Origin of the sequence: Thalassoglobus polymorphus (assembly GCF_007744255.1) — a bacterium.
In the GTDB taxonomy this organism is placed as follows: domain Bacteria; phylum Planctomycetota; class Planctomycetia; order Planctomycetales; family Planctomycetaceae; genus Thalassoglobus; species Thalassoglobus polymorphus.
In genome coordinates, this window is record NZ_CP036267.1 from 1,219,354 (window position 1) to 1,239,444 (window position 20,091).

The 20,091-nt window shown below is 50.8% G+C and carries 14 protein-coding genes; 7 read left to right on the plus strand and 7 right to left on the minus strand.

Annotated features, from left to right (window positions below):
* Positions 1-72: 72 nt before the first annotated feature.
* The gene (lysS, locus tag Mal48_RS04580) at positions 73-1,626 is read left to right on the plus strand and encodes a lysine--tRNA ligase (protein ID WP_145196576.1); all 1,554 of its coding nucleotides are present in this window, start codon (positions 73-75) and stop codon (positions 1,624-1,626) included.
* 225 nt (positions 1,627-1,851) lie between these two features.
* Entirely contained in the window at positions 1,852-2,112 is a 261-nt protein-coding gene (csrA, locus tag Mal48_RS04585) for a carbon storage regulator CsrA (protein WP_145196578.1), read from the plus strand.
* Positions 2,113-2,401: 289 nt separating this feature from the next.
* Here csrA and Mal48_RS04590 read toward each other — a convergent pair whose 3' ends face one another.
* Together Mal48_RS04590 and Mal48_RS04595 are read right to left on the minus strand one after the other, a co-directional pair.
* The gene (locus Mal48_RS04590; protein WP_145196580.1) at positions 2,402-3,160 is read right to left on the minus strand and encodes a class I SAM-dependent methyltransferase; all 759 of its coding nucleotides are present in this window, start codon (positions 3,158-3,160) and stop codon (positions 2,402-2,404) included.
* 283 nt (positions 3,161-3,443) lie between these two features.
* On the minus strand, positions 3,444-4,253 hold the full coding sequence (locus tag Mal48_RS04595) for a hypothetical protein (protein WP_197442054.1): 810 nt from the start codon (positions 4,251-4,253) through the stop codon (positions 3,444-3,446).
* A 271-nt stretch (positions 4,254-4,524) separates the two neighbouring features.
* Here Mal48_RS04595 and Mal48_RS04600 point away from each other — a divergent pair, with 271 nt between their 5' ends.
* Positions 4,525-4,749 (plus strand): RNA-binding S4 domain-containing protein, encoded by a 225-nt coding sequence (locus Mal48_RS04600; protein ID WP_145196584.1) that lies wholly within the window; start codon positions 4,525-4,527, stop codon positions 4,747-4,749.
* Between the two features lie 87 nt (positions 4,750-4,836).
* Here the strand turns inward: Mal48_RS04600 and dinB are convergent, their stop codons facing one another.
* Entirely contained in the window at positions 4,837-6,036 is a 1,200-nt protein-coding gene (gene dinB, locus Mal48_RS04605) for a DNA polymerase IV (RefSeq protein ID WP_145196586.1), read from the minus strand.
* 176 nt (positions 6,037-6,212) lie between these two features.
* Here dinB and Mal48_RS04610 point away from each other — a divergent pair, with 176 nt between their 5' ends.
* Positions 6,213-8,060, plus strand: a complete 1,848-nt coding sequence (locus Mal48_RS04610) for an ArnT family glycosyltransferase (protein WP_145196588.1) — start codon at positions 6,213-6,215, stop codon at positions 8,058-8,060.
* A 219-nt stretch (positions 8,061-8,279) separates the two neighbouring features.
* On the opposite strand, the gene Mal48_RS04615 is transcribed toward Mal48_RS04610, so the two are convergent.
* From Mal48_RS04615 to Mal48_RS04625, 3 genes are all read right to left on the minus strand, one after another.
* Entirely contained in the window at positions 8,280-11,612 is a 3,333-nt protein-coding gene (locus tag Mal48_RS04615; protein WP_145196590.1) for a DEAD/DEAH box helicase, read from the minus strand.
* Positions 11,613-12,023: 411 nt separating this feature from the next.
* Positions 12,024-12,869, minus strand: a complete 846-nt coding sequence (locus Mal48_RS04620) for an SDR family oxidoreductase (RefSeq protein ID WP_145196592.1) — start codon at positions 12,867-12,869, stop codon at positions 12,024-12,026.
* A 76-nt stretch (positions 12,870-12,945) separates the two neighbouring features.
* On the minus strand, positions 12,946-14,070 hold the full coding sequence (locus Mal48_RS04625) for a DUF2817 domain-containing protein (protein WP_145196594.1): 1,125 nt from the start codon (positions 14,068-14,070) through the stop codon (positions 12,946-12,948).
* 52 nt (positions 14,071-14,122) lie between these two features.
* On the opposite strand from Mal48_RS04625, the gene Mal48_RS04630 reads away from it, so the two are divergent.
* The 3 genes from Mal48_RS04630 to Mal48_RS04640 all read left to right on the plus strand — a co-directional run bounded on the left by Mal48_RS04630 (position 14,123) and on the right by Mal48_RS04640 (position 17,533).
* Positions 14,123-15,481, plus strand: a complete 1,359-nt coding sequence (locus Mal48_RS04630; protein WP_145196596.1) for an SGNH/GDSL hydrolase family protein — start codon at positions 14,123-14,125, stop codon at positions 15,479-15,481.
* 201 nt (positions 15,482-15,682) lie between these two features.
* A complete protein-coding gene (locus Mal48_RS04635) occupies positions 15,683-16,813 on the plus strand; it encodes an FtsW/RodA/SpoVE family cell cycle protein (RefSeq protein WP_145196597.1) in 1,131 nt (376 codons plus the stop codon).
* A gap of 69 nt (positions 16,814-16,882) precedes the next feature.
* On the plus strand, positions 16,883-17,533 hold the full coding sequence (locus Mal48_RS04640; RefSeq protein ID WP_145196599.1) for a hypothetical protein: 651 nt from the start codon (positions 16,883-16,885) through the stop codon (positions 17,531-17,533).
* Positions 17,534-17,740: 207 nt separating this feature from the next.
* Here Mal48_RS04640 and Mal48_RS04645 read toward each other — a convergent pair whose 3' ends face one another.
* Entirely contained in the window at positions 17,741-19,903 is a 2,163-nt protein-coding gene (locus Mal48_RS04645; RefSeq protein ID WP_145196601.1) for a polyribonucleotide nucleotidyltransferase, read from the minus strand.
* Positions 19,904-20,091: the final 188 nt, after the last annotated feature.

Genomic DNA, 20,091 nt, shown 5'->3' on the forward strand with positions numbered 1-20,091 from the left:
TCCCTGAAACGGCGAATCCGTCTCAGCTGAAGAAATCTCTTTTTGTTTGATTGTAAGTTTGAAGTGAAAATTATGGCCAAGCCGCAGAAAGTAGACCGTTTTGAAAAAGCCCGACTCGACAAGTTAGGCAAAATCGTTGAACTCGGACACGATCCGTTTGGCCAACGATTCGACGGTCATTTGAAGATTGAAGAAGCACGAACAAAGTGCCCTGAAGAGAGTGGAGCAAACGGCGAAAAAGTCCGTGTAGCGGGGCGAATCATGCTTCGTCGAAAAGCGGGCAAGTTGCGGTTCTTCGATATCGAAGATGCAACCGGAAAAGTGCAATTACTATTCTCTCGCGGCGACCTTTCCGAAGAGCAATGGCAGCTGATGGGACAGCTCGACCTGGGTGACTTGATCGGGATCGATGGGGCCATGCGCCGCACCGATTCGGGTGAAGTTTCGATTTGGGTAGAAAATCTGACGGTTCTTTGCAAATCACTCACGCAACCCCCAGAAAAGCATCACGGCGTGACTGATGTCGAAACTCTTCTCCGCCATCGTGAGCTCGACCTCATTTACACTGAAGGAGTGCGAGACAAGCTCGTCCTGCGAAGTCTGATTCTTGATTCGGTTCGGCAAACACTCAGAGGCCAGGATTTCACAGAAGTTGAAACGCCGGTTCTTCACGCCATTGCTGGAGGAGCTGCCGCTCGACCTTTCACAACGCATCATAACGCGCTCGATATCGACTTGTATTTACGAATTGCCCTTGAGCTGCATTTGAAGCGATTGATGGTCGGTGGGATCGAGCGAGTTTACGAGATTGGGCGTGTCTTCCGAAACGAAGGAATCGATGCCACTCACAATCCTGAATTCACGATGATCGAAATCTATCAGGCGTATGGCAATTACGAATCAATGATGGACCTGACCGAAGCGATCGTCGCCGATGCGGCTCGCATTGTTTTGGAGAAATCGGGGAAGACGCGGGAGGATGGGAGGCTCATCTTGCCGTGGGGCGAATCCGAAATCGACTTCACAACACCATGGCCACGTAAGACCTACTCCGACCTTTTCAAGGAACACGCGGGATGCGACATGGCGGACGCTGACGCAGTCCGGCAGAAGGCACGGGACCTGGCTCAGCAGGGGAGTATTCAACAGGAGTTCATTCACCAGATGGAGACAACAGACGTCCACCCCGATGTCGTTGTCAGCGAAGTCTTCGAAGCATGTGTGGAAGATTCTCTCGTCGGTCCGGTTTTTGTGATTGACTATCCTGCTTCGATCTGTCCGCTTACCAAACGAAAGCAAGACAATCCGGCGATTGCGGAACGGTTTGAGTTGTTCATCCACGGGATGGAACTAGCCAACGCATACACCGAACTCAACGACCCGAAACTCCAGGAAGAGCTCTTTTTGACCCAATTAAGCGGCCTCTCCGAAGAAGATTCTATGGCCAAAATGGATCGAGATTTTATCTCTGCCCTGAAAGTTGGGATGCCGCCAGCTGGTGGTCTCGGGATTGGAATAGATCGTTTAGTCATGTTACTGACGAACAGTCAGTCCATCCGCGATATTATTTTCTTCCCGCTTCTTCGTCCGGAAGTCGTTTCTACTGAAGGAGATACGGAGAAGTGACAGGGTGGGGGGATCAGGTAAACACGAAAACAATGGGAAGAGAACTCGACGTAACCTCTTGTGCTGTTTAGAAATCGGTAAATTTTACAATTTGACTTATTGACCAGCTACAAACCTGCTCGTAGGATGTCAACCGAGAAAATAACTTTGTCGACGTTCGCCAGAGTTAGGGTGTTTAACCGCAGAGGTTCTCTTCTCACTTGCCTTCCCTTTAAGGTCACTGAAATGCTGGTTCTCTCGAGGAAGAAAAACGAGAGCATTGTGATTGATGAAAACATCGTCATCACCGTGGTTGAAATCCGCGGGGACAAAGTCCGCCTCGGAATTCAAGCGCCACGAGAAGTGCCGATCCATCGTCAAGAGATTTTTGAAAGTCTGATTAAACGAGGCCATCTTGAAGAAATGGATCAGCCACGAGAACAGACGCAGCAAAAATCTCCTGATAACGACGTCGATGCTCCGATTGAAAATGAATCAACAACTTAATTCGTAGCCAGTCCTGAATTATCTTTCGAATAGGTGTTCAGGTTCTGCCTCGTGGCGAACAGCAATTTGATGAGAGAAGCACGTTCTTCACGGGGACTCGGCAGGGCAAGTTGCTCTGGCATCGCACTCGATGCAGTTCGTACTGTTTGAACAATTTGATATTTACTCCACTTGCTTTATGAATTTGTATGTGGCTCTTTGAGTCATTGGAAATAGCACCTGTAACGGGTGCTTTTTTTATGCCCTGGTTGAATTCTCGCTTCTGAGGGAATTTGTGGCGTGGGGCAGCTTATCGACTCGGTTTCATCAGCTTGAAAACGATCGACAAGGGACGTTCCTGGTAAGTTTCCAGAACCTGCCGATTGGGGGCAAGGTGATACTGGTCTGGAGTGATTCGTGGTTCGCGTAATTCTTCAACGCGAAATCCTGCTGTTCGAAACGCTTTCCAGTAGTCTTCAACTGGTCGATGGAACCAGATGAAATCGCTTTTGAAATGTTTCCAGGGAGGGTCTTTCTGTTGAGACTGCTCGTAATAAGAGTGCTTCCAGTGATAAGAGACCGTGCCATCCGGATGAACGTCGGCGACTCCTTGAGGAAAGCAGGGGTGTGAGACAACAACGACTGCTATCCCAGCTGGACGAAGAGCGCGATACATCGCCTGAACCGCTTCCGAAAGGTTCGGCGTGTCCATGAGGACATAGTTTGAGACAACCAAGTCCATATCTCCATCTTCGATCGTTGACAATGATTGACAATCATCGACACGAAAATCGAGGTCGGGATAGTGATGTCTGGCCGTTCGAATCATCTCGGGTGAGAGATCAACTCCAATGACGTCCGCTCCCATTTCCGTGAGCCTGTTCGAGAGGTAACCTGTCCCGCAACCGGCATCCAAAATGTCTCGATTTCTCACTCGTCCAAGTAACTCGAACAACACTGGGTCTGAATTGAGACGCCGGTTCCAATCCCCCTGATCTCCGACCTGCTTCTGCCAGTCATCAGCTTTGGAATCCCAGGATTTTCGAACGTCATTCAGCGAATCCGTCACGGCTTGTTGACCTCAATAGAGCAATGTGAAAAATGAAAGACGCGTTCTGTCTCGTTGCGAGCTGTCTAGAACCAGTCCGGAAACTTGTGGAATGATGACTTTTCTCAGTGCTTGAAAGCACAAGTTCAGGTTTCAGGATTAGTTCTAAGAAGTCGTGAAAGTGATTTGCACGGGCATAGTCACGGGCACAGTAAAGGGGCGAGCCAGTCCGGTAACCGTTGGGAAGGTTATTTTCCTCTGTGCTTTATAGAGAAATCTCAGGTCTCAGGTCTCAGGATCAGGTCTAAAGTCTTGTGGCTGGTCGTGCAGCTTCCCAAGTGTTGCGCTGATCGAGAAGTTGATCCAATATCGCTCGCTGTTCGTCAGAGATTTTCGGGAATCCTTGAGTCGTCCGTTCCTGCCCAAAGGTTTCTCTCATCGCGTTGTGCATCAGGTAGCGACCGGTTTCATTTTTCATGTGAATGGCATCCCGGTAAATATCTGTCACCGCATCAAAGGGGGCGTCGTCAGTTTTGATTAAACTCTCCAGTTCAATCAGCATCCGCATGCAGTGCGTCGTTCGAAATTCCGTGTCCGGAAATGCCTTGCGAAGTTGAGCGAGCAGTTCGTTGAAGTACGCTGGACTGTGCGTCAACTTGCCGTCTGGGGAATCGTCTTGATGTTCCTCCAACAGCGATGCACTCTTGGCCCACCCGGTATGGATGATGATGGTCGCCTGCGGTTGGAGCTCGATCCATTTCGAAATCGTCTCCAGATCCTCTTGAACTGTTGTTCCATAGTGCGGCTGAAATGAGATGAGATCGAATTTCGTCTGCTTGAGTGCAGTTGGCCACAACGTCGATGTCTTCACGCAAGGTTCTTCAGGGTGCTCGAAAATATACTTCAGGCTCTTGCCACAGTCGACGTGCCATTGCACATCGCCCTTCAACTTTGAGGGAACCGTATCCCATGTTAGTGAATTCCCGATCAGGTAAATTTTGGTTGAGGAATTCTTTGATGCAACATCGGGATTTTTCTCAGCTGCTGAAGTCTCACTGCTCAACAAAGCATGAAAGCATAATGCAGTGAAGCAAAAGGCAGAGAAGCAGGACATTATCAAAGTTAGTTTGTGTTGTTTCATGGCGATCACATTCAAAAAAGTTTCGTAACTGTGATGCTATCTGTTCACCGCATGAATATCGAGTCGCCTAAGCCATCAGGCAACACCGTTGCTCCTTTCGCTCCCGGGGAGGGAGCAGGGCCAATCGCTGTGTGTTCAACATTCCCCATCAGCCCACTGGACTCAAGGTTTGCGTGCTCTACAATTGCGCGGATGTGATTTGCGAACGTGAACAACGTGAAAACTAACTGAACGAGTAGTAATCGTGCCTGATGAATCGAAGCCACCGTCGACCGACCATGTTCGGTTGGATCATTTTTTGAAACTCTGCGGTGCTGCTGATACCGGTGGTCAGGCGAAAATGATGATTCAGGCCGGCGATGTGTTCGTCAACGGCGAAGTCGAAACACGTCGACGCAAGAAACTCATTATGGGGGATGTCGTGTTTGTTGGCGATGACGAATTTGTCATCGAATCGCTGGATGATTGACCGGCCAGAATCCTCAAACGAAAAATCGAATCGCAATCCAATTGTGATGGAGCTGCTGAGGGGTTCGTCGAGCTGAGTGAGAATGGGTTAAACGTCCTCGCGAGTTTCGTGAGCCTTTGCCTTCGTAACGTCATGCAGCATGCCGATTCCCCGGGCGAGAGAATTCAAACCAAACTTGTCCTGAATCTGGTCTGCGACAGAATCGAGCCGCTTTTGCTTGGAGGAGTCTTCATCGGCAAAGAGTGACTTCTGAACTTTCCCCGGTTGTTCGAAGTGGCTCGTCCCCACTCCAATGAGCCGGACTCCGTTATGTTGTTCGGGAATTGCTGCTGCAATCATTCTCGAAATATGCGACCACAAAATTGCTGTCACGTTGGTCACATTTTCTAACGTGTAAGACCGTGTGATCGTTTTAAAGTTCGCAAAACGGACTTTCAGGTGAACTGTCCGTGCTTGCAATTTGTGACGACGTAGACGCCGCGCAACTTGCTCAGTCAACTCCATCGCCCAAGCGTTTAAGGACTCTTGGTCAAAGATGTCGACCTCGAATGTTCGTTCGTGAGAGATGGATTTCGCTTCGCGATCAGGGACGACTTTACGAGTATCGATGCCTCGGGCGAGGTTGTAGAAATGCTCTCCCTGCGAACCGAATTGAGACTGAAGCACTCGCAGGTCGAGCTCTCGCAAATTGCGGATCGTCCGTATCCCCATCTTTTCGAACTGTGTCCCTGTCACTTTGCCAACGCCCCAAATTCGCCCGACAGGAAGGGGATCGAGAAACTCCTGGATTCGTTCGCCATCGACAACGACCAAAGCATCCGGCTTCTCCAGATCACTGGCAATCTTGGCGAGAAACTTATTCGGAGCAACTCCCACCGACGCGACGAGTTGCGTTTCTCTGAAGATCTCTGCTTTGATTTTTTGAGCGATCTCGGGGCCGTTTCCAAAAAGGTTGCGACAGCCAGTCACATCCAAAAACGCCTCATCGAGAGAAAGCGGCTCGACCAATGGAGTGTAATGGAAGAAGATCTCGCGAATTTTTCGAGAAACCTGCGCGTAGAGATCAATTCTAGGAGGGATGGAAATGAGTTCCGGGCAACGTCGAAAAGCCTCACGGGCTGGCATCGCACTGTGGATGCCGTACTTTCTGGCCTCGTAATTCGCTGCCGCCACGACACCACGGCTATCTTGGGTTCCACCAACAATAAGTGGTTTTCCTTGAAGCTCAGGTCGATTCCGTTCTTCAACAGAAGCGTAGAACGCATCCATATCGACATGCAGAATCATGGGACCAATTCCTGGATCGAGTTTTTCTTCCGTGGGCGACTCACTCAATTATAAGAAGTATACGCCTGATCACAGTCTTTGCAAAATAGGTATTGAGAAACCCCTTTAAAACGGACTATAACTTGTATTCCTCGATCTGTCTTGGGGCGAAAATTATTGAAGTGCAAAGGATTGCAATGAGCCGGACTGTTCGTGACTTGGTGATCATTCTCACGGTCACTAGTTGTTGTTTCTTTTTGAACCTTGGCGGTACACATCTGTGGGACCGTGATGAACCTCGCAATGCCGGCTGCGCAGCTGAAATGCTCGCTGCCAGCGACTGGATTGTTCCGACCTTCAATGCCGAACTTCGTGAACATAAGCCAGCGCTCACGTACTGGTTTATGATGCTCTCCTACATGGTCTTTGGCGTGACTGAGTTCGGTGCCCGGTTTCCGTCAGCGATGTTTGGAGTTGGGACAACACTGCTGACATATTTCATGGGGCGAAGACTCTTTCGTCCCTCTGTCGGACTTTGGGCAGCCATTGCGATATCGACAACGATGATGTTCGGGGTCGCATCACGCGCATCGACTCCTGATGCTCCGCTGATCTTCTTCTCAACGCTTGCTCTGGCGATCTATGTTTGGGGAACAACGACTCCTGGCAGAACCAGTGAACAAACCGGGAAATTCGTTTCACTGTTTCCTGAGAAGTGGGGAGTCGCTGCGCTTCTGTATTCGATCATGGGACTCGCGGTGCTCGCGAAAGGTCCGATTGGCCTGGTTCTCCCCACAGCCGTCATCGGCATGTTTCTCTTGATAAAACGTCTTCCGGTGCGCGAGCAGGAAACAATCGCTCCGGCAACATGGTGGTCGCGAATCACCATGATGGTCCGACCTTTTGCGCCGATTCATTTTCTGAAAACATGCTGGTCGATGCGCCCCATTACTGCGATCGCCGCTGTTCTGGTCATCGCATTACCCTGGTATATTCTCGTTCACCTCAAAACAGATGGAGAATGGACCTACGGCTTTTTTGTGAAACATAATGTTGGACGTGCAATGAACGCGATGGATGGGCATCGCGGCAACTTCCTGTTTTACCCACTCGCCTTAATCGCAGGCTTCTTTCCCTGGTCGATCTTTTGGATTCCGACACTCTTAGACGGCATCAAACAGCTGAAGGGGAATTCAAAGTGGAGTGATGGGTACCTGTTCGCCTTTTGCTGGGTTGGTGTTTACCTGGCCCTGTTTTCGCTCGCGAAAACCAAGCTGCCAAGTTACATCACCCCTTGCTATCCGGGAGTCGCACTCGCGGTCGGGCTCTTTGTTGATCGCTGGGTGAGCGGGGAATTCGAACTCGCGAAAATTTGGCCGAGATTGGCGTTTGGCTCACTCATCGTCGTCGGGTTAGGAGTGCTGGTTGTCATTCCAATTCTGGCAAATATCTACGTTCCCGATGAAGTCATCCTTGGTCTCTTGGGCTTCATTCCACTCGTTGGTGGGATCGTTGCGTTGTTGGCAGCTGAGAAAAAACAGATCCGTCGAGCCGTTTACACAACAGCTATGACCGCTTTCTTGATGTCTCCAGCGATCTTTGCATTCGCAGCTGACGAGATCGACGAACATCGACAGGTCGACGCTCTTGTCGAGATGATGTATCAGGGAAAGGGTGTCAACGAAATCGATTTGGTGAGTTTTTCCAGTACAGAAGCGAGTTGGGTTTTTTATGCTCGTCAGCCGATTGAAGAATATGTCGATCCACAAGAAGCATCCAAAGTGCTCATGACCAGAGCACTCTCTGGCCCCCCGCGAGTACTTGTCACCACGAGAACACGAATGAGAAAACTCAAGCCGTTCTTGAACAGCAATGATATTTCAATTCAGCAACTCCCTTACTTCATGGAGGAAACTGATATTGTGGTGGTCCGCCCCAAAGCGAAAATCAGACAAGTCTCAGCAAAAGTCAGCGCAGCAAAAGTCGGCCCAGTAAAAGTCGGCACAGCAAGAATCCGTTCAGCAACACCAGGTCCGGTTCAATAGCACAAGCCTGAGACTGGCCTCGTCGTTCTGGTTCTGCATAGAGGCGAGCAGGCAATGAAGTCATAAGGCAGATCTGCACGGGCACGACAGGCATTAAGAAATGCCAGGAGAGAGAGCGTTTTTGATCGTCGGAATCCGAGCCCGTCAATAAAAAAATCCCAGTAGACTTGTTGTGAAGTCTACTGGGAAACGAATTCTTGGATGTCGAAGACCTGTTCGCTACGAGAGCAGCATTTCCAGGTCTTCCGCTGTCAAATCGGTCAAAGGAGTGTTTTCGCCTTCGAGGATGGCATCGGCCAGTTCTCGTTTCTTCTTTTGAAGGTCGAGAATCTTCTCTTCGACGGTGTCTCGACAGATGAGTCGGTACGCAAACACCTGATTTGTCTGTCCAACACGGTGTGCCCGGTCGATCGCTTGCGCTTCGACGGCAGGATTCCACCATGGGTCGAGCAGGAATACATATTCGGCAGCTGTCAGGTTGAGACCCAAACCACCCGCCTTCAGCGAAATCAGGAAGACCTTCGTCTCTTCATCATTCTGGAACTGGTCGACAACCTGTTTCCGTTTTCGTGTTTGTCCATCCAGGTACGCATACTTCACACCTTTCTCGTCGAGATGTTTCTTGACGATGGACAGCATGCTCGTGAACTGCGAGAAGACCAGTGACTTGTGTCCTTCTTCAATGAGTTCTTCAAGCTGCGGGATGAGGGTGTCGAGTTTGGCGTATCCATCATCTTCGCTTCCACGATCAAGCAGAGCAGGGTGGCACGCTGCCTGACGAAGTCGAAGCAGTGCTTCGAGAACGTGCATACGGGTTTTGCCCATCCCCTGTTCCTTGACGAGCCCAAGCAGCGAGTCTCGGTAGTGGTCGCGAAGTTCGGAGTACAGTTCCTGCTGCCGTTTTCCCATGCTGCAGTAAATTGTTTCTTCGAATTTTTCCGGCAAGTCCTTCGCAACTTCGCCTTTTGTACGACGCAGGACGAACGGCCGAACACCTGCGGAAATCAGCTGACGTGACTTTGCATTGGCAGCATCGGTCGCATGTGTTTTGAAAATGGAACTTCGCCCAAGCATTCCGGGGTTTAGGAACTCGAAGATTGACCACAAGTCACCCAGATGGTTCTCAATAGGAGTTCCCGAAAGGGCGACGCGATGGTTGGCCTTCAATAAGCGCGATGCTTTTGCTGCTTGAGACGATGCATTCTTAATTGTCTGTGCTTCGTCGAGCACAACGTAGTCAAACTGCTGCTCTTTGACTTCGATGATATCGCGACGCAAGGTTCCATAAGTCGTCAGCACGATATCTGTGTTCGGGATATCCGCAAACCGGCTCGAACGTTCGGGGCCGGTGTACTCCAGAAACGTTAAGTCGGTCGCAAACTTTTGGATTTCCTGCACCCAGTTGAACATCAACGATTTCGGAACAACAACCAGCGACGGAAGTTTTTTCGTGCGCGATGCGGCTCGTTCCTGGAACAGTGCCAGCATCTGGACTGTTTTTCCCAATCCCATGTCGTCCGCCAGACAACCGCCAAAGTGGTAGTCTTGCAGGAAGTGCAGCCATCCCAGGCCTTCACGTTGATACGGACGAAGCTCTCCACCGAAGTTCTCGGGTTCTGCACGTTCCTCGACACCATCGAAGGCGGCCAGCTTCGCTTTGAGCTCGAGATATTTTTCGTCAAAGTCAACGAATTCCTGTGCAGACAACAGGGCGTCAACGATTCCAATTTGGGTTGTTGAGAACTTCAAGCCCTCTTCGTCAATCGTTCCCAGACCTGCCAGAATTCCGTACTGCTGCAACCATTCTTCCGGAAGAATTCCAAGCGATCCATCGTCCAGACGGATCGTTTGATCTCCTCGTGTTAATGCTGCGAGAAGCTCCGGGAAGTTGGCTTTCCGACCTTCAAAGTCGACATCTGCCGTCAGCTCGAACCAATCAATTCCCGAGCGAACATTGAACTTGACTGATGCTGGTTGGCGAACCTCTTTTCCATCGGCTTGGACTTGCCAACCATCGGAGACCAGTTCACGAACCGAGCGTCCCAGTTCGCTGACCGGGATGTCGACGTCGTGTGCGCTCTGGCGGTGGTCCACCAGTCGGCGGAAGCCAAGCTCGTTCAGTTTAGACCAATACTCGAATTCCAACTCCTGATTTCTCAGCAGGCAGCGGCCTTCTTCTCTTTGGACAATGGCCCATTGTACGTTCGACGCAGCCACACTTGTTCCGAGATATTCGAATTCGATTTTTCCTTGAATTCGCTCGTGTCGCCAACCCCGTTTGCGAGGCGATCGAAAGACGAGTCTGGGGATCGGGTCAGGACGAACTTCTTCAAGCTGTAGTGACTCTGGAAGATCCAACTGAGGGAGAACCGGCATGTCGAGTAACCAGTCGACAAGATCCTGCTCTTCACCATCTTTCGCACTGAGTTGCTGCTCGCCCAGCAGCATTGGGACCCAGTCGAAAGCTCCGAAATCTTCTAGCTGAAAGATTGCCTCGTTAGTCGCGACGAGTCCCCCCGGGAGAACCAGTTCGCACTCGGACAATTGCATTTTCTCTTCGCCACGACGGACTTCTCCGATGAGTTGCCACGTCCCTTCTTCGTCATCCTGCCCAAGGACGAGACAAAGCTTCCACGCTTCTTCGTCATCCCAAACCAGTGGAGTCCAGTCTTTCTCCGGGCTATTCAGGTAACGCAGGCGTGCCGACTTTGACATCAACGGGAGAATCAAACTACAGAGTTCATAAGGAACGCGGTAGCGAAAGATTGACGTTTGGAATTCCGCCTGCTGCGCCATCCATCCAGTTCGCTCTGGAGTTCCGCCTGCCAGAAAAGCGAGAATACGTCGGTCGTCGGCGTGTTCAATTTCTTCGAGACGGTTCGGCCTCAGCTTAAGTGGTTTCAGTTTTCCCCATTGGCCATTACTTCGCCGTTGTCGCTGTGAAGTTTGAATGACAAGCTGCTGAGCTTTTTGGCTTTCAACAATATCGATTTCAAAGAAAATTTCGCGCTCACGCGATTCTGCCGTTGAGCCCGACTGAGAAGACCCAGGCATCTCGGAGCGGAGAGACTGGAGTTTCACTTCCCAGTCGCGCAGCTGCCTTTTGGAGGGTTTTGCAGGTGTTGACGTCGTCGCTGCCGTCGACGAAGAGGACGGTGAAGATTTAAACAACTCGAGAGAGTCGAATTCATCTTCGATCTCTTCAATCAAGTGCGATGGGGTATAGGTGGTGTCCGCTGCGAATGGCGGAATGTTGCCAGCCCGAGGAACTCCGGTCAGGTACTCACCCTCGTCGACGGAAAGAATCGTAGCCCACAAATGTTTACAGGCCGGTTCTTTTGCTTGTGCATCACCGACGCACGAGCAAAACATCCGCAGCTCACCTTCCTGGCGGCTCAGGTGTGTTTGATATTCGACTCCATCACGGACAATGCCATGCAGATCATCCGGTGAGACGCGTGCAATCGAGACTCGTTCTGCCTGAATATAGGCTTGTCCACGAAAGCGGATGTCTCCACGGAAACGACTTTCAAGAAGCTGTGCCAACGACACAAACGCCTCCTTGCCTTGGTATTTTAAGGTCGAGCGAACATGCAGACCACGATCTGCAAACCTCGACGAAAATGAAAAATCAGAAAGGAACGCCCAAAATTTGGAGCGCATCCTACAAGCCTAATCGAATCGCACGACCCATTGCCAGAGAGCACTCAAGGGAATTTCATGATTCCCAAGAGTTCGCAAAGATGCGAACTTCAAAATCGGAGTTCGCTGATTTGAACTCGTGCACAATACTCGCGATCAATAACTTCACAGCAAGTCTACTTGAGTCTTCAGCGTATTCAATGGTAACCAAACCTCCGCAGCAATGAAACAAAAAACTACACCATGAAAACAACACCTTGAAATGGCAGAAGAGACCGTCAGGCTATCCGCCCCCCGTCGTGGCACGCACTGAGCATTCTTTTATTCAATGCTTGCGGGAATCCCATCCTGAATCGTTGGGCGCAACAACTTCACTCCCAGCTCATTCCGAATTCGTGAACTGTCGCAACGTTTGCCAAAGTTCGCTGACGGCTCGTCTGGCATGAGCGGGGCAGGGGTTTGGAGGTGTTTTGCCAGCTCCGAATAAAACTCGAACCGGCGATTCGGTTGCTCATCACTGAGCAGATAGAGAGGGGAGGAAGGGGGGCCGCTCGCTAAGATAAATAAAACTTGCAGGATATCGTCGACATGAATCAAGTTCAGCCACCCATCGGGGTTGCCCGAAATCGGTTTCTGTTCTCGTAATTGTTCTTTGCGACCGATCAAACGCCCGGGGCCGTAAATTCCCGAGAGGCGTACGATCGTTGCATCACGATTTTCGTTGTGAGTGTAGAGTTCTCTGACAACATTTTCCGCGTCGAGGCAAATCTGTCCACTCTCATTTGCTGGTTCGCAGAGAGTCTCTTCGTTGACCCAATCACCGGTTGATTCGCCGTAGACACTCGTGCTGGAAACATAGATCAATCGCGGGATTCGATCAGCGATCTCACTCAGGACATTTTTTAAGCCCGCGACATAGACATCCCGTTTGTTCTCATCCGCACTTCGGTCATACCCGACTGCATAAAGGCACAAATCCGCTTGCGGTAATGATCGCAGCGACTCCGGTTCCAGAACATTCCCAATGACGGGGTTGATGCCAGCCAGTTGCAACGCATCGGCACGTTCCGGACTGCGAGTGAGTGCGGTCACTTGCCAACCACGTTCTAAAGCCTGCTTTGCGAACCGCTCACCGACATACCCGCAACCAATAATTAACACATGCATTGAAATTCACTTTGAAAATTGAGCGTGACACTTCACGCATCTGTCTCTCAGAAATTTTCTCTCTCGGCAATCAATCTTACGCATTGCCCCACGTTTTGACGATCCGCTGGAGAACAGCATCCGCAGAATTCAATACAGTTTTCTGCCAAGATGCCTCGGGAGGAGAGAATGCTTCTTTGAGTTTTTGCTTCGCTGCTTGAAATGTTTTTGAACCTCGGTCTCCCCAATGGTAGGCAGCGTTCTCCGCTCGTAAAGCTGCCAATACTGAAATTGAAGACGATGTTCCAAACTCCCAGCAAACGGAAATCGCTGCGGGATGCTGATGGCGAATCCAGCGGGAGAGACTCCCGCGTGCCTTATAGGCCGATTTCAACTGCTGTACGGGAAGGTTGGCGTTCACAGAATTGTTCAACCAGTTTCGCTCTTCTGCGGCAAGTTCGTAATCCAGCAAAAACTCGAACGCTCCACGCTTCCCGAGCCCAGAATGCAGGTCCAGATGCAGAACCGCCGCAGCGGACTGAAATTCCGGGAGTATGTGTGATTCAAAAAAACGCATCGTTTCAGTCGGTTCGCTTCCACCATAAAACAGGCCTAACGGGAAATCGTATTGCCCTTCGGCGACCGCCTGTTTCAAGTTTCCCAGACCATGCCTCATCGCCTTTGCGACCGCTTGCAATTGCGCCGGAAGTTCGAGTTTCGGCCAGGACTTCGGGTTCAGGAACGGATCGAGCTTTCGGTAAAATTCATGCGAGCCTTCATAGCGCTCGCCAGAGATCAAAAAGTTGCGGTTGAGATCAATGTTTGACTGGTCCATACGCCGAGATCGTGCGAATCCAAACGGGTTCAACGCATGCACAAGAATGACTTCAAGGCCACTTTGGGTGAACTTCTTCGCTTCGAGCTTTTGCAATGCTTGCAGCTGAATTGCCGATCCAAAGTAACCTTCGACCCCGTGCAGGCCGGAACTGATTATGAGTCTTCTATCAGGTGATTCAGCACCGATGCGAGCGACGTCCGTCCAGAGTTCTTCATCTCTCCCACCTTCGCGAGGATAAGAACTCAGCGACCATCCCCGCTCTTTGGCTGTCTCGCAAAATCGCTCTCGTGCAGTGATGTAGTCCGCAGAAAATTGAGATTGGATGGGCAGGGCGTTACTCCCTCTGGTAGAAATTGAAGTCTGATAGAAATTGAAACATCGAATTGACTACTATCACGCTTGGTAAATTTTCGTCAATCATACAGGACACGATCACATGCGCAAGTTGCTTCTTTCATTGACCCTCTTGGCGATGGTGAACGGCCATCTCGCAGCTCAGGAGGCCGAGCCGGTCCAATTCGCAAAACCGCTCGCTCAGCTGGAACTCCAGGACGGTGATTCCATCGTCTTCCTGGGAGACAGCATCACACATCAACGCCTCTACACGCAATACGTTGAGGATTATTTCTATACGCGGTTCCCGGAAATGCGGCTCAAGATTCACAACTCTGGAGTTGGTGGAGCTCGTGCCTGGGACGCCTTGCAACGATTTGACGATGACGTCGCTGCTTACAAACCGAAGTACGTGACTGTCTTGCTGGGGATGAACGATGGGACCTACGTTCCTTACCATGACGAAACATTTCAAACATACCGACAGGACATGATCAATGTTGTCGACCGGATTCAGGACATCGGAGCGACTCCAATTTTGATGGCTCCGACCATGTTTGATGCTCGCGCTGCTCGGCTCAACCCTCGTCGGAAACGTGATCCCAACTCAACAGCTCTCTACAATTCCGTGCTGGCCTATTACGGAACATGGTGCCAGGAAATCGCCACAGAACGTGGGCTCGGCTTCGTCGATATGTGGTCACCGCTGAATCAAATCACGTTCAATCGACGCAAAACAGATCCCAACTTCACCCTCATCGCAGATGCCGTTCATCCAGGGGCTGCGGGACAAGTCGTGATGGCGACCGCCATGATCGACAACTTGGGGCTTCCAAGACGTGTCTCGAATATCAAAATCTCCAAAGCAGCCAATGGTGACTGGGCAGCGAAGGTGACCGGGGGAGAAATCAGCGAGATCAAAGAGACTGAGGATGGCATCTCTTTCCAGTGGGAAGCTGATTCACTCCCTTGGGTTCTTCCAGAAGAAGCTGCTCAAGGAGTCAGGCTGACACGCCTGGGGCATCGCCTCAGTGGGGAAATGCTCGAAGTTCACGGGCTCAAGCCGGGGAAATACGACCTTCTTATCGACGGCCAAAAGGTTGGGACGTATGACTGGACAGCTCTTGGGCGACATATCGAATTGCAAGGCAATGCGAAGACTCCCCAATACCAGCAAGCGCTCGCCGTTGCGATGAAGAACAAAGAACGCAACGAAACCGTCATTGGGGAATTGCGGAAAGAATGGCTTGGCTTTCAACGCTATGCCCGAACCAGAAGAAGTGCCGAAGCTGCTCCTGATAATGAGCAACTCCAAAAGCAGCTGAAAGTTCAAGAAGCTGGTGTCGAGGGAATCGTCGAAAGGTCTGCGAAGCTGACAGCTGACGCGACGGCTCTCGAAGACGAAATCTTCGAGATGAACACCCCGCCAAAGCGAGAATACGTCCTCAAATTGGCGAACTGATCTTTTCCGATTCTGCATCAAACACCTAAACTGACAGTCCCGAAGACAAAGTGTTTTCGGGACTGTTTTTGTTGTTGCGAAGAAAGATGTACGGATTCTGTCTCGCAGAGATGTGCAACTTGCCACATGAGAAGCACTCTTTGTGGGAATATCATTGCGGCCTGTGAAAACTCCTCACACACTTAACTCCTCACTTCCCAGATGCATCACGGAAGAAGCATTCCCTGGACTCTCGTTGCCGTCCCGATCATCACCCTGCTTTTGTTGCTGCTGGGGATTTCGGGAATCGGCCGTGGAGACGAACTTGCAAGTGCAGGGGTGTACGCACCTCGTCAGGTGATGTGGCTGTTCTTTGCAGCCGCTGCGATGGTTGTCAGTTTGGTTGTGCCTTTTCGTCAGCTGAAAGAGTGGGCTTATCCGGCTCTGATTTGCTCAATTGTCATGCTGATCGCGGTTTACTTCTTCCCTCCTCGCAACGGAGCCCGTCGCTGGATTCCGCTCGGGTTCATGTATTTGCAGCCGTCAGAACTTGCTAAAGTTGCTTACATTCTGGCGATTAGCCGTTACCTGATGTTCCGTGAGAATCATCGAACCGTTGCTGGATTGGTCGTTCCTTTTCTGATGACTTGCGTTCCCGTAATTCTCATCCTTCGCGAACCCGACCTAGGGACCTCACTACTGCTGTTTCCAGTGCTGTTTGCGGTGTTGTTTGCAGCGGGTGCCAGGTTTCGACATCTCGCCACAACGATCATCGCTGGGGTGTTGATCCTGCCGATGCTCTGGTCTGTCATGAGTGTTGAGCAGAAGTCTCGTGTAACAGCACTTTTCCGGCAGCGCGACTCGGGCTCACCACAAACCGGTGATGGCTATCACCTGTGGCAATCGAAGCAAATGCTTGCACTCGGAGGAAAGTGGGGGAGTTCCGTCGACGGCATGCCGCTTGATGACCCGGCTGCTTATCGGCTTCCCGCCGGGCGAACTGACTTCGTTTACTGCCTGATCGGTGAAAAGTGGGGGCTTCCGGGGACACTGGGGGTGTTGGCCCTTTTTGCAGCCTTCTGTTTATGCGGACTCCACATCGCAGCGAAGACACGTGACCCGTTCGGCCGCCTCGTTGCAACTGGAATCGTCGCCATGATCGGGACGCAGGCTCTCTTTAACATGGCGATGACAGTCGGCCTGGCACCAATCACCGGCCTCACACTGCCGCTTCTCAGCTATGGTGGTTCATCTTTAGTGACGACATGCCTGAGCATCGGCCTCCTCGCCAACATCGCCCTTCGCCCCGGCTACGACCTCGCCGGCCAACCGTTTCAGTTCGATGGAAAATGAGTCCCTGAGGAGTTGACAAGTTGAGTTTCTATGAATCGTTCCTGTAGAAGTGAGTAGAACGACAGCTCTATGAAGCACCAACGCCTGACACTGAAAAGGCAACGAGTGCAGCCGACGGATGCGACCGGTTGCAGCTGGGCATTTTTCGCGTTGTTGTTCGCGATCTTCTTTGGTCAGTTTTCAGTTTGGGTCGGAGTTCTGCTGTTGCTCGCCATCCCATTCTGCCTGATCTGGCAAGTATGGAGGTGGGTTGCTCTCTGGAAGGCTCACCAAGCTGTCTTGAAATGGTGCAAAGAGCATTATCCGGATGCTGGTGGGTCGCCCATCGTGGATTTGATGATTGCAGTCACAGAAGAGACTTCAGTGCCAATCGAGTCAATGCAGCCAACAACATCGCTCGACTCACTGAACTCTCGGCTAAAACTGTTCGATGAGGAGATCGAAGAACGATTTACTCGGCAAAACCAAGAGATCCCGGACGATTTTCTACAAGAGGGCTACGAGCTTGAAATTGGTATCGATTTCGAAACTGAACAGAGTGAAATCGAGAATGTCACGCTCGATCAAGTTCGAAACGAACTCCGCCTTAACTTGATCTTTGGGCTGCTCCATGATGCCCGAATTCTGGATCTGAATGCAGAAGATTTCGAGGGTGCAACTCTGGGACAGTTAGTTCAATTTGTGGTCACCGAGACACGACGTAAGCAGATTCGAACTTAATGTTGATGTTCAGCCTCGTGGGGGCAGTTCATAGAGTCGAGGAAGGGGACTTCGCGGGCACAAAAAGCATTGGAAATGCTCTTGCTGCATGAAAAAAGCCGAGGGGATGAATCCCCTCGGCTGAAACATATTCATGTTTGACTCATCGTGAAAAAACGTCACATCACCGAAGAAAGTAGCAGTGACTCATTTCACGAGGCGTTTGGATTATTCCTCTTCGCCATCGTAATCATCGTCGTCGTCGTCGTCACTTTCGTCTTCGCTGTCGGTGAGACCTTGCTCAGCGAGAACAGCTTTGCGAGAGAGTTTGACGCGGTTTTGGTCATCGACAGCGATCACTTTGACATCAATCGCTTCGCCAACTTTGACGACATCGGCAACAGATTTCACGAACCCGTCTGAGAGTTCGCTGATGTGCAGCAAGCCATCTTTTCCAGGTGCGATTTCAACGAAGGCTCCGAAGTCTTTGATCGAACTCACAGTTCCACTGTAAATGCGGCCGACTTTGATCTCTTCGGTAAGTGCTTCGATGTGAGCGAGTGCTCCTGAACAAACTTCTTTATTGTCGCCAGAAATTGTGATTGTTCCATCGTCGACAATATCGATTTGAGCTCCGGTGCTCTCCTGAATTGCGCGGATTGTTTTCCCGCTTGGTCCGATCACGAGGCCAATTTTTTCAGGATTGATCTTGGTCGTAACGATACGAGGTGCTGAATCAGGAAGTTCCGGACGAGGACGACGAATCGTGGAGAGCATGGTTCGCAGCAATTCCCGGCGGGCAATTTTAGCCTGCTCAAGTGTTTTGCGGATGATCTCTTCGTTGATCCCGTCGATTTTGAGGTCCAGTTGAATCCCGGTGATTCCCTTTTGCGACCCGGCCACTTTGAAGTCCATGTCGCCAAAGTGATCTTCGTCACCAATGATGTCGGTCAGCAATACGTAATCGTCGCCTTCTTTGATGACGCCGACTGAGATTCCTGCAACCGGTTGGCTGATTGGAACACCAGCTGCCATCAGTCCCAATGTCGCACTGCAAACCGATGCCATCGAGCTCGATCCATTTGATTCGAGGATGTCGGAGATGATGCGAATCGTGTATGGGAAGGCTTCTTTTTTCGGCAACACGGGAGCGACCGAACGCTCAGCCAGTGCACCGTGACCGATTTCACGACGACCCGGTCCACGAATCGGACGGCATTCGCCGACGGAGAATGACGGGAAGTTGTAGTGCAGATAGAAGCTTTGGTTGATTTCGTCAAAGAGTCCATCAACACGTTGCTCGTCACGGACGGTTCCAAGAACCACAGTTGCCAACGACTGTGTTTCACCACGTGTGAATAGTGCTGAACCGTGTACAACCGGAAGCAAGTCGACTTCACAGTCAATTTGACGCAACTCGTCTGTTCCACGACCATCGAGGCGTTTTCCCGACATGGTCAAGGAGCGGCAAACCTTCAAATCGGTTTGGTAGAAGGCTTCCTTCAGATCGGCAAGGGTGCGACCATCTTCAAGCTCTGTTTCCTCACCGGGGAAGTACTTCTCGATGGCTGCATCGCGAACAGCTTTTGTGGCTGCGGAGCGTTCGACTTTTTTGGTGTTCTGACGAGCCTCTTTGATTTTTCCGGAGAACTCTTTCTCTACAGTTGAGAGCCAGGGGTTCTCGGCTGGGGCTTCGTACTCGAAAGGCTCGATATTGGCCTTTTTGAAGAGTTCACTCTGCATTTTGCAAATTTCGATGACAGCTTCGTGCCCGAACATGAGGGCATCAACCATTTGGTCTTCAGGGATCTGGTCACCGAAGCCTTCAATCATCAAGACTGACTCTTTGCTTCCCGCCATAACGAGATCGAGGTCAGACTCTTTCATTTGCTCCACAGTCGGGAACAGGATGAATTCGTCGTCAATCATCCCGACGCGAACACCTGCAATTGGTCCCTGGAATGGAAGGGGAGCGACGCCCAAAGCTGCGGAACCACCAGTGATGGCCCACACATCGGGGTCATTTTCTCCGTCGCAAGACATCACGTTGATCATGACCTGCACTTCATCGCGAAATGTCTTCGGGAAGAGTGGGCGTAATGGACGGTCGGTCAATCGGCAGGTGAGAATTTCACGTTGTGTTGGTCGGCCTTCGCGCTTGAGGAATCCTCCAGGGAATTTTCCGGCAGCTGCAAATCTTTCGCGATAATCAATCGTTAAAGGGAAGAAGTCTGTCCCTGGTCGAGATGGCCCTGTTTGTGATGCGATGAAGAGAGAGGTGTCGCCATATTGAAGAAGAATCGAGCCGCTTGCCTGCTTAGCAAGCTGGCCGGTGGTCAACGTCAGTGTTCGGCCGGCAATTTCTTTTGAAACCTGAACTTTTTTACTCACAATATTTTCCTACTAGTGCGGATTTGTGAATGGTGTAGCACGCAGAACTTTAAGAAACGCTGCGTAATCAAAAACCGCGGGTGCAAAATGAATTAGCAAAATGCTAAAAACAACAAAAACAATACAGAAATTACGATAGATTTCTTTGAGAAATGCAGATCGTGCTTCTCGAACAGGGGAGCATTACG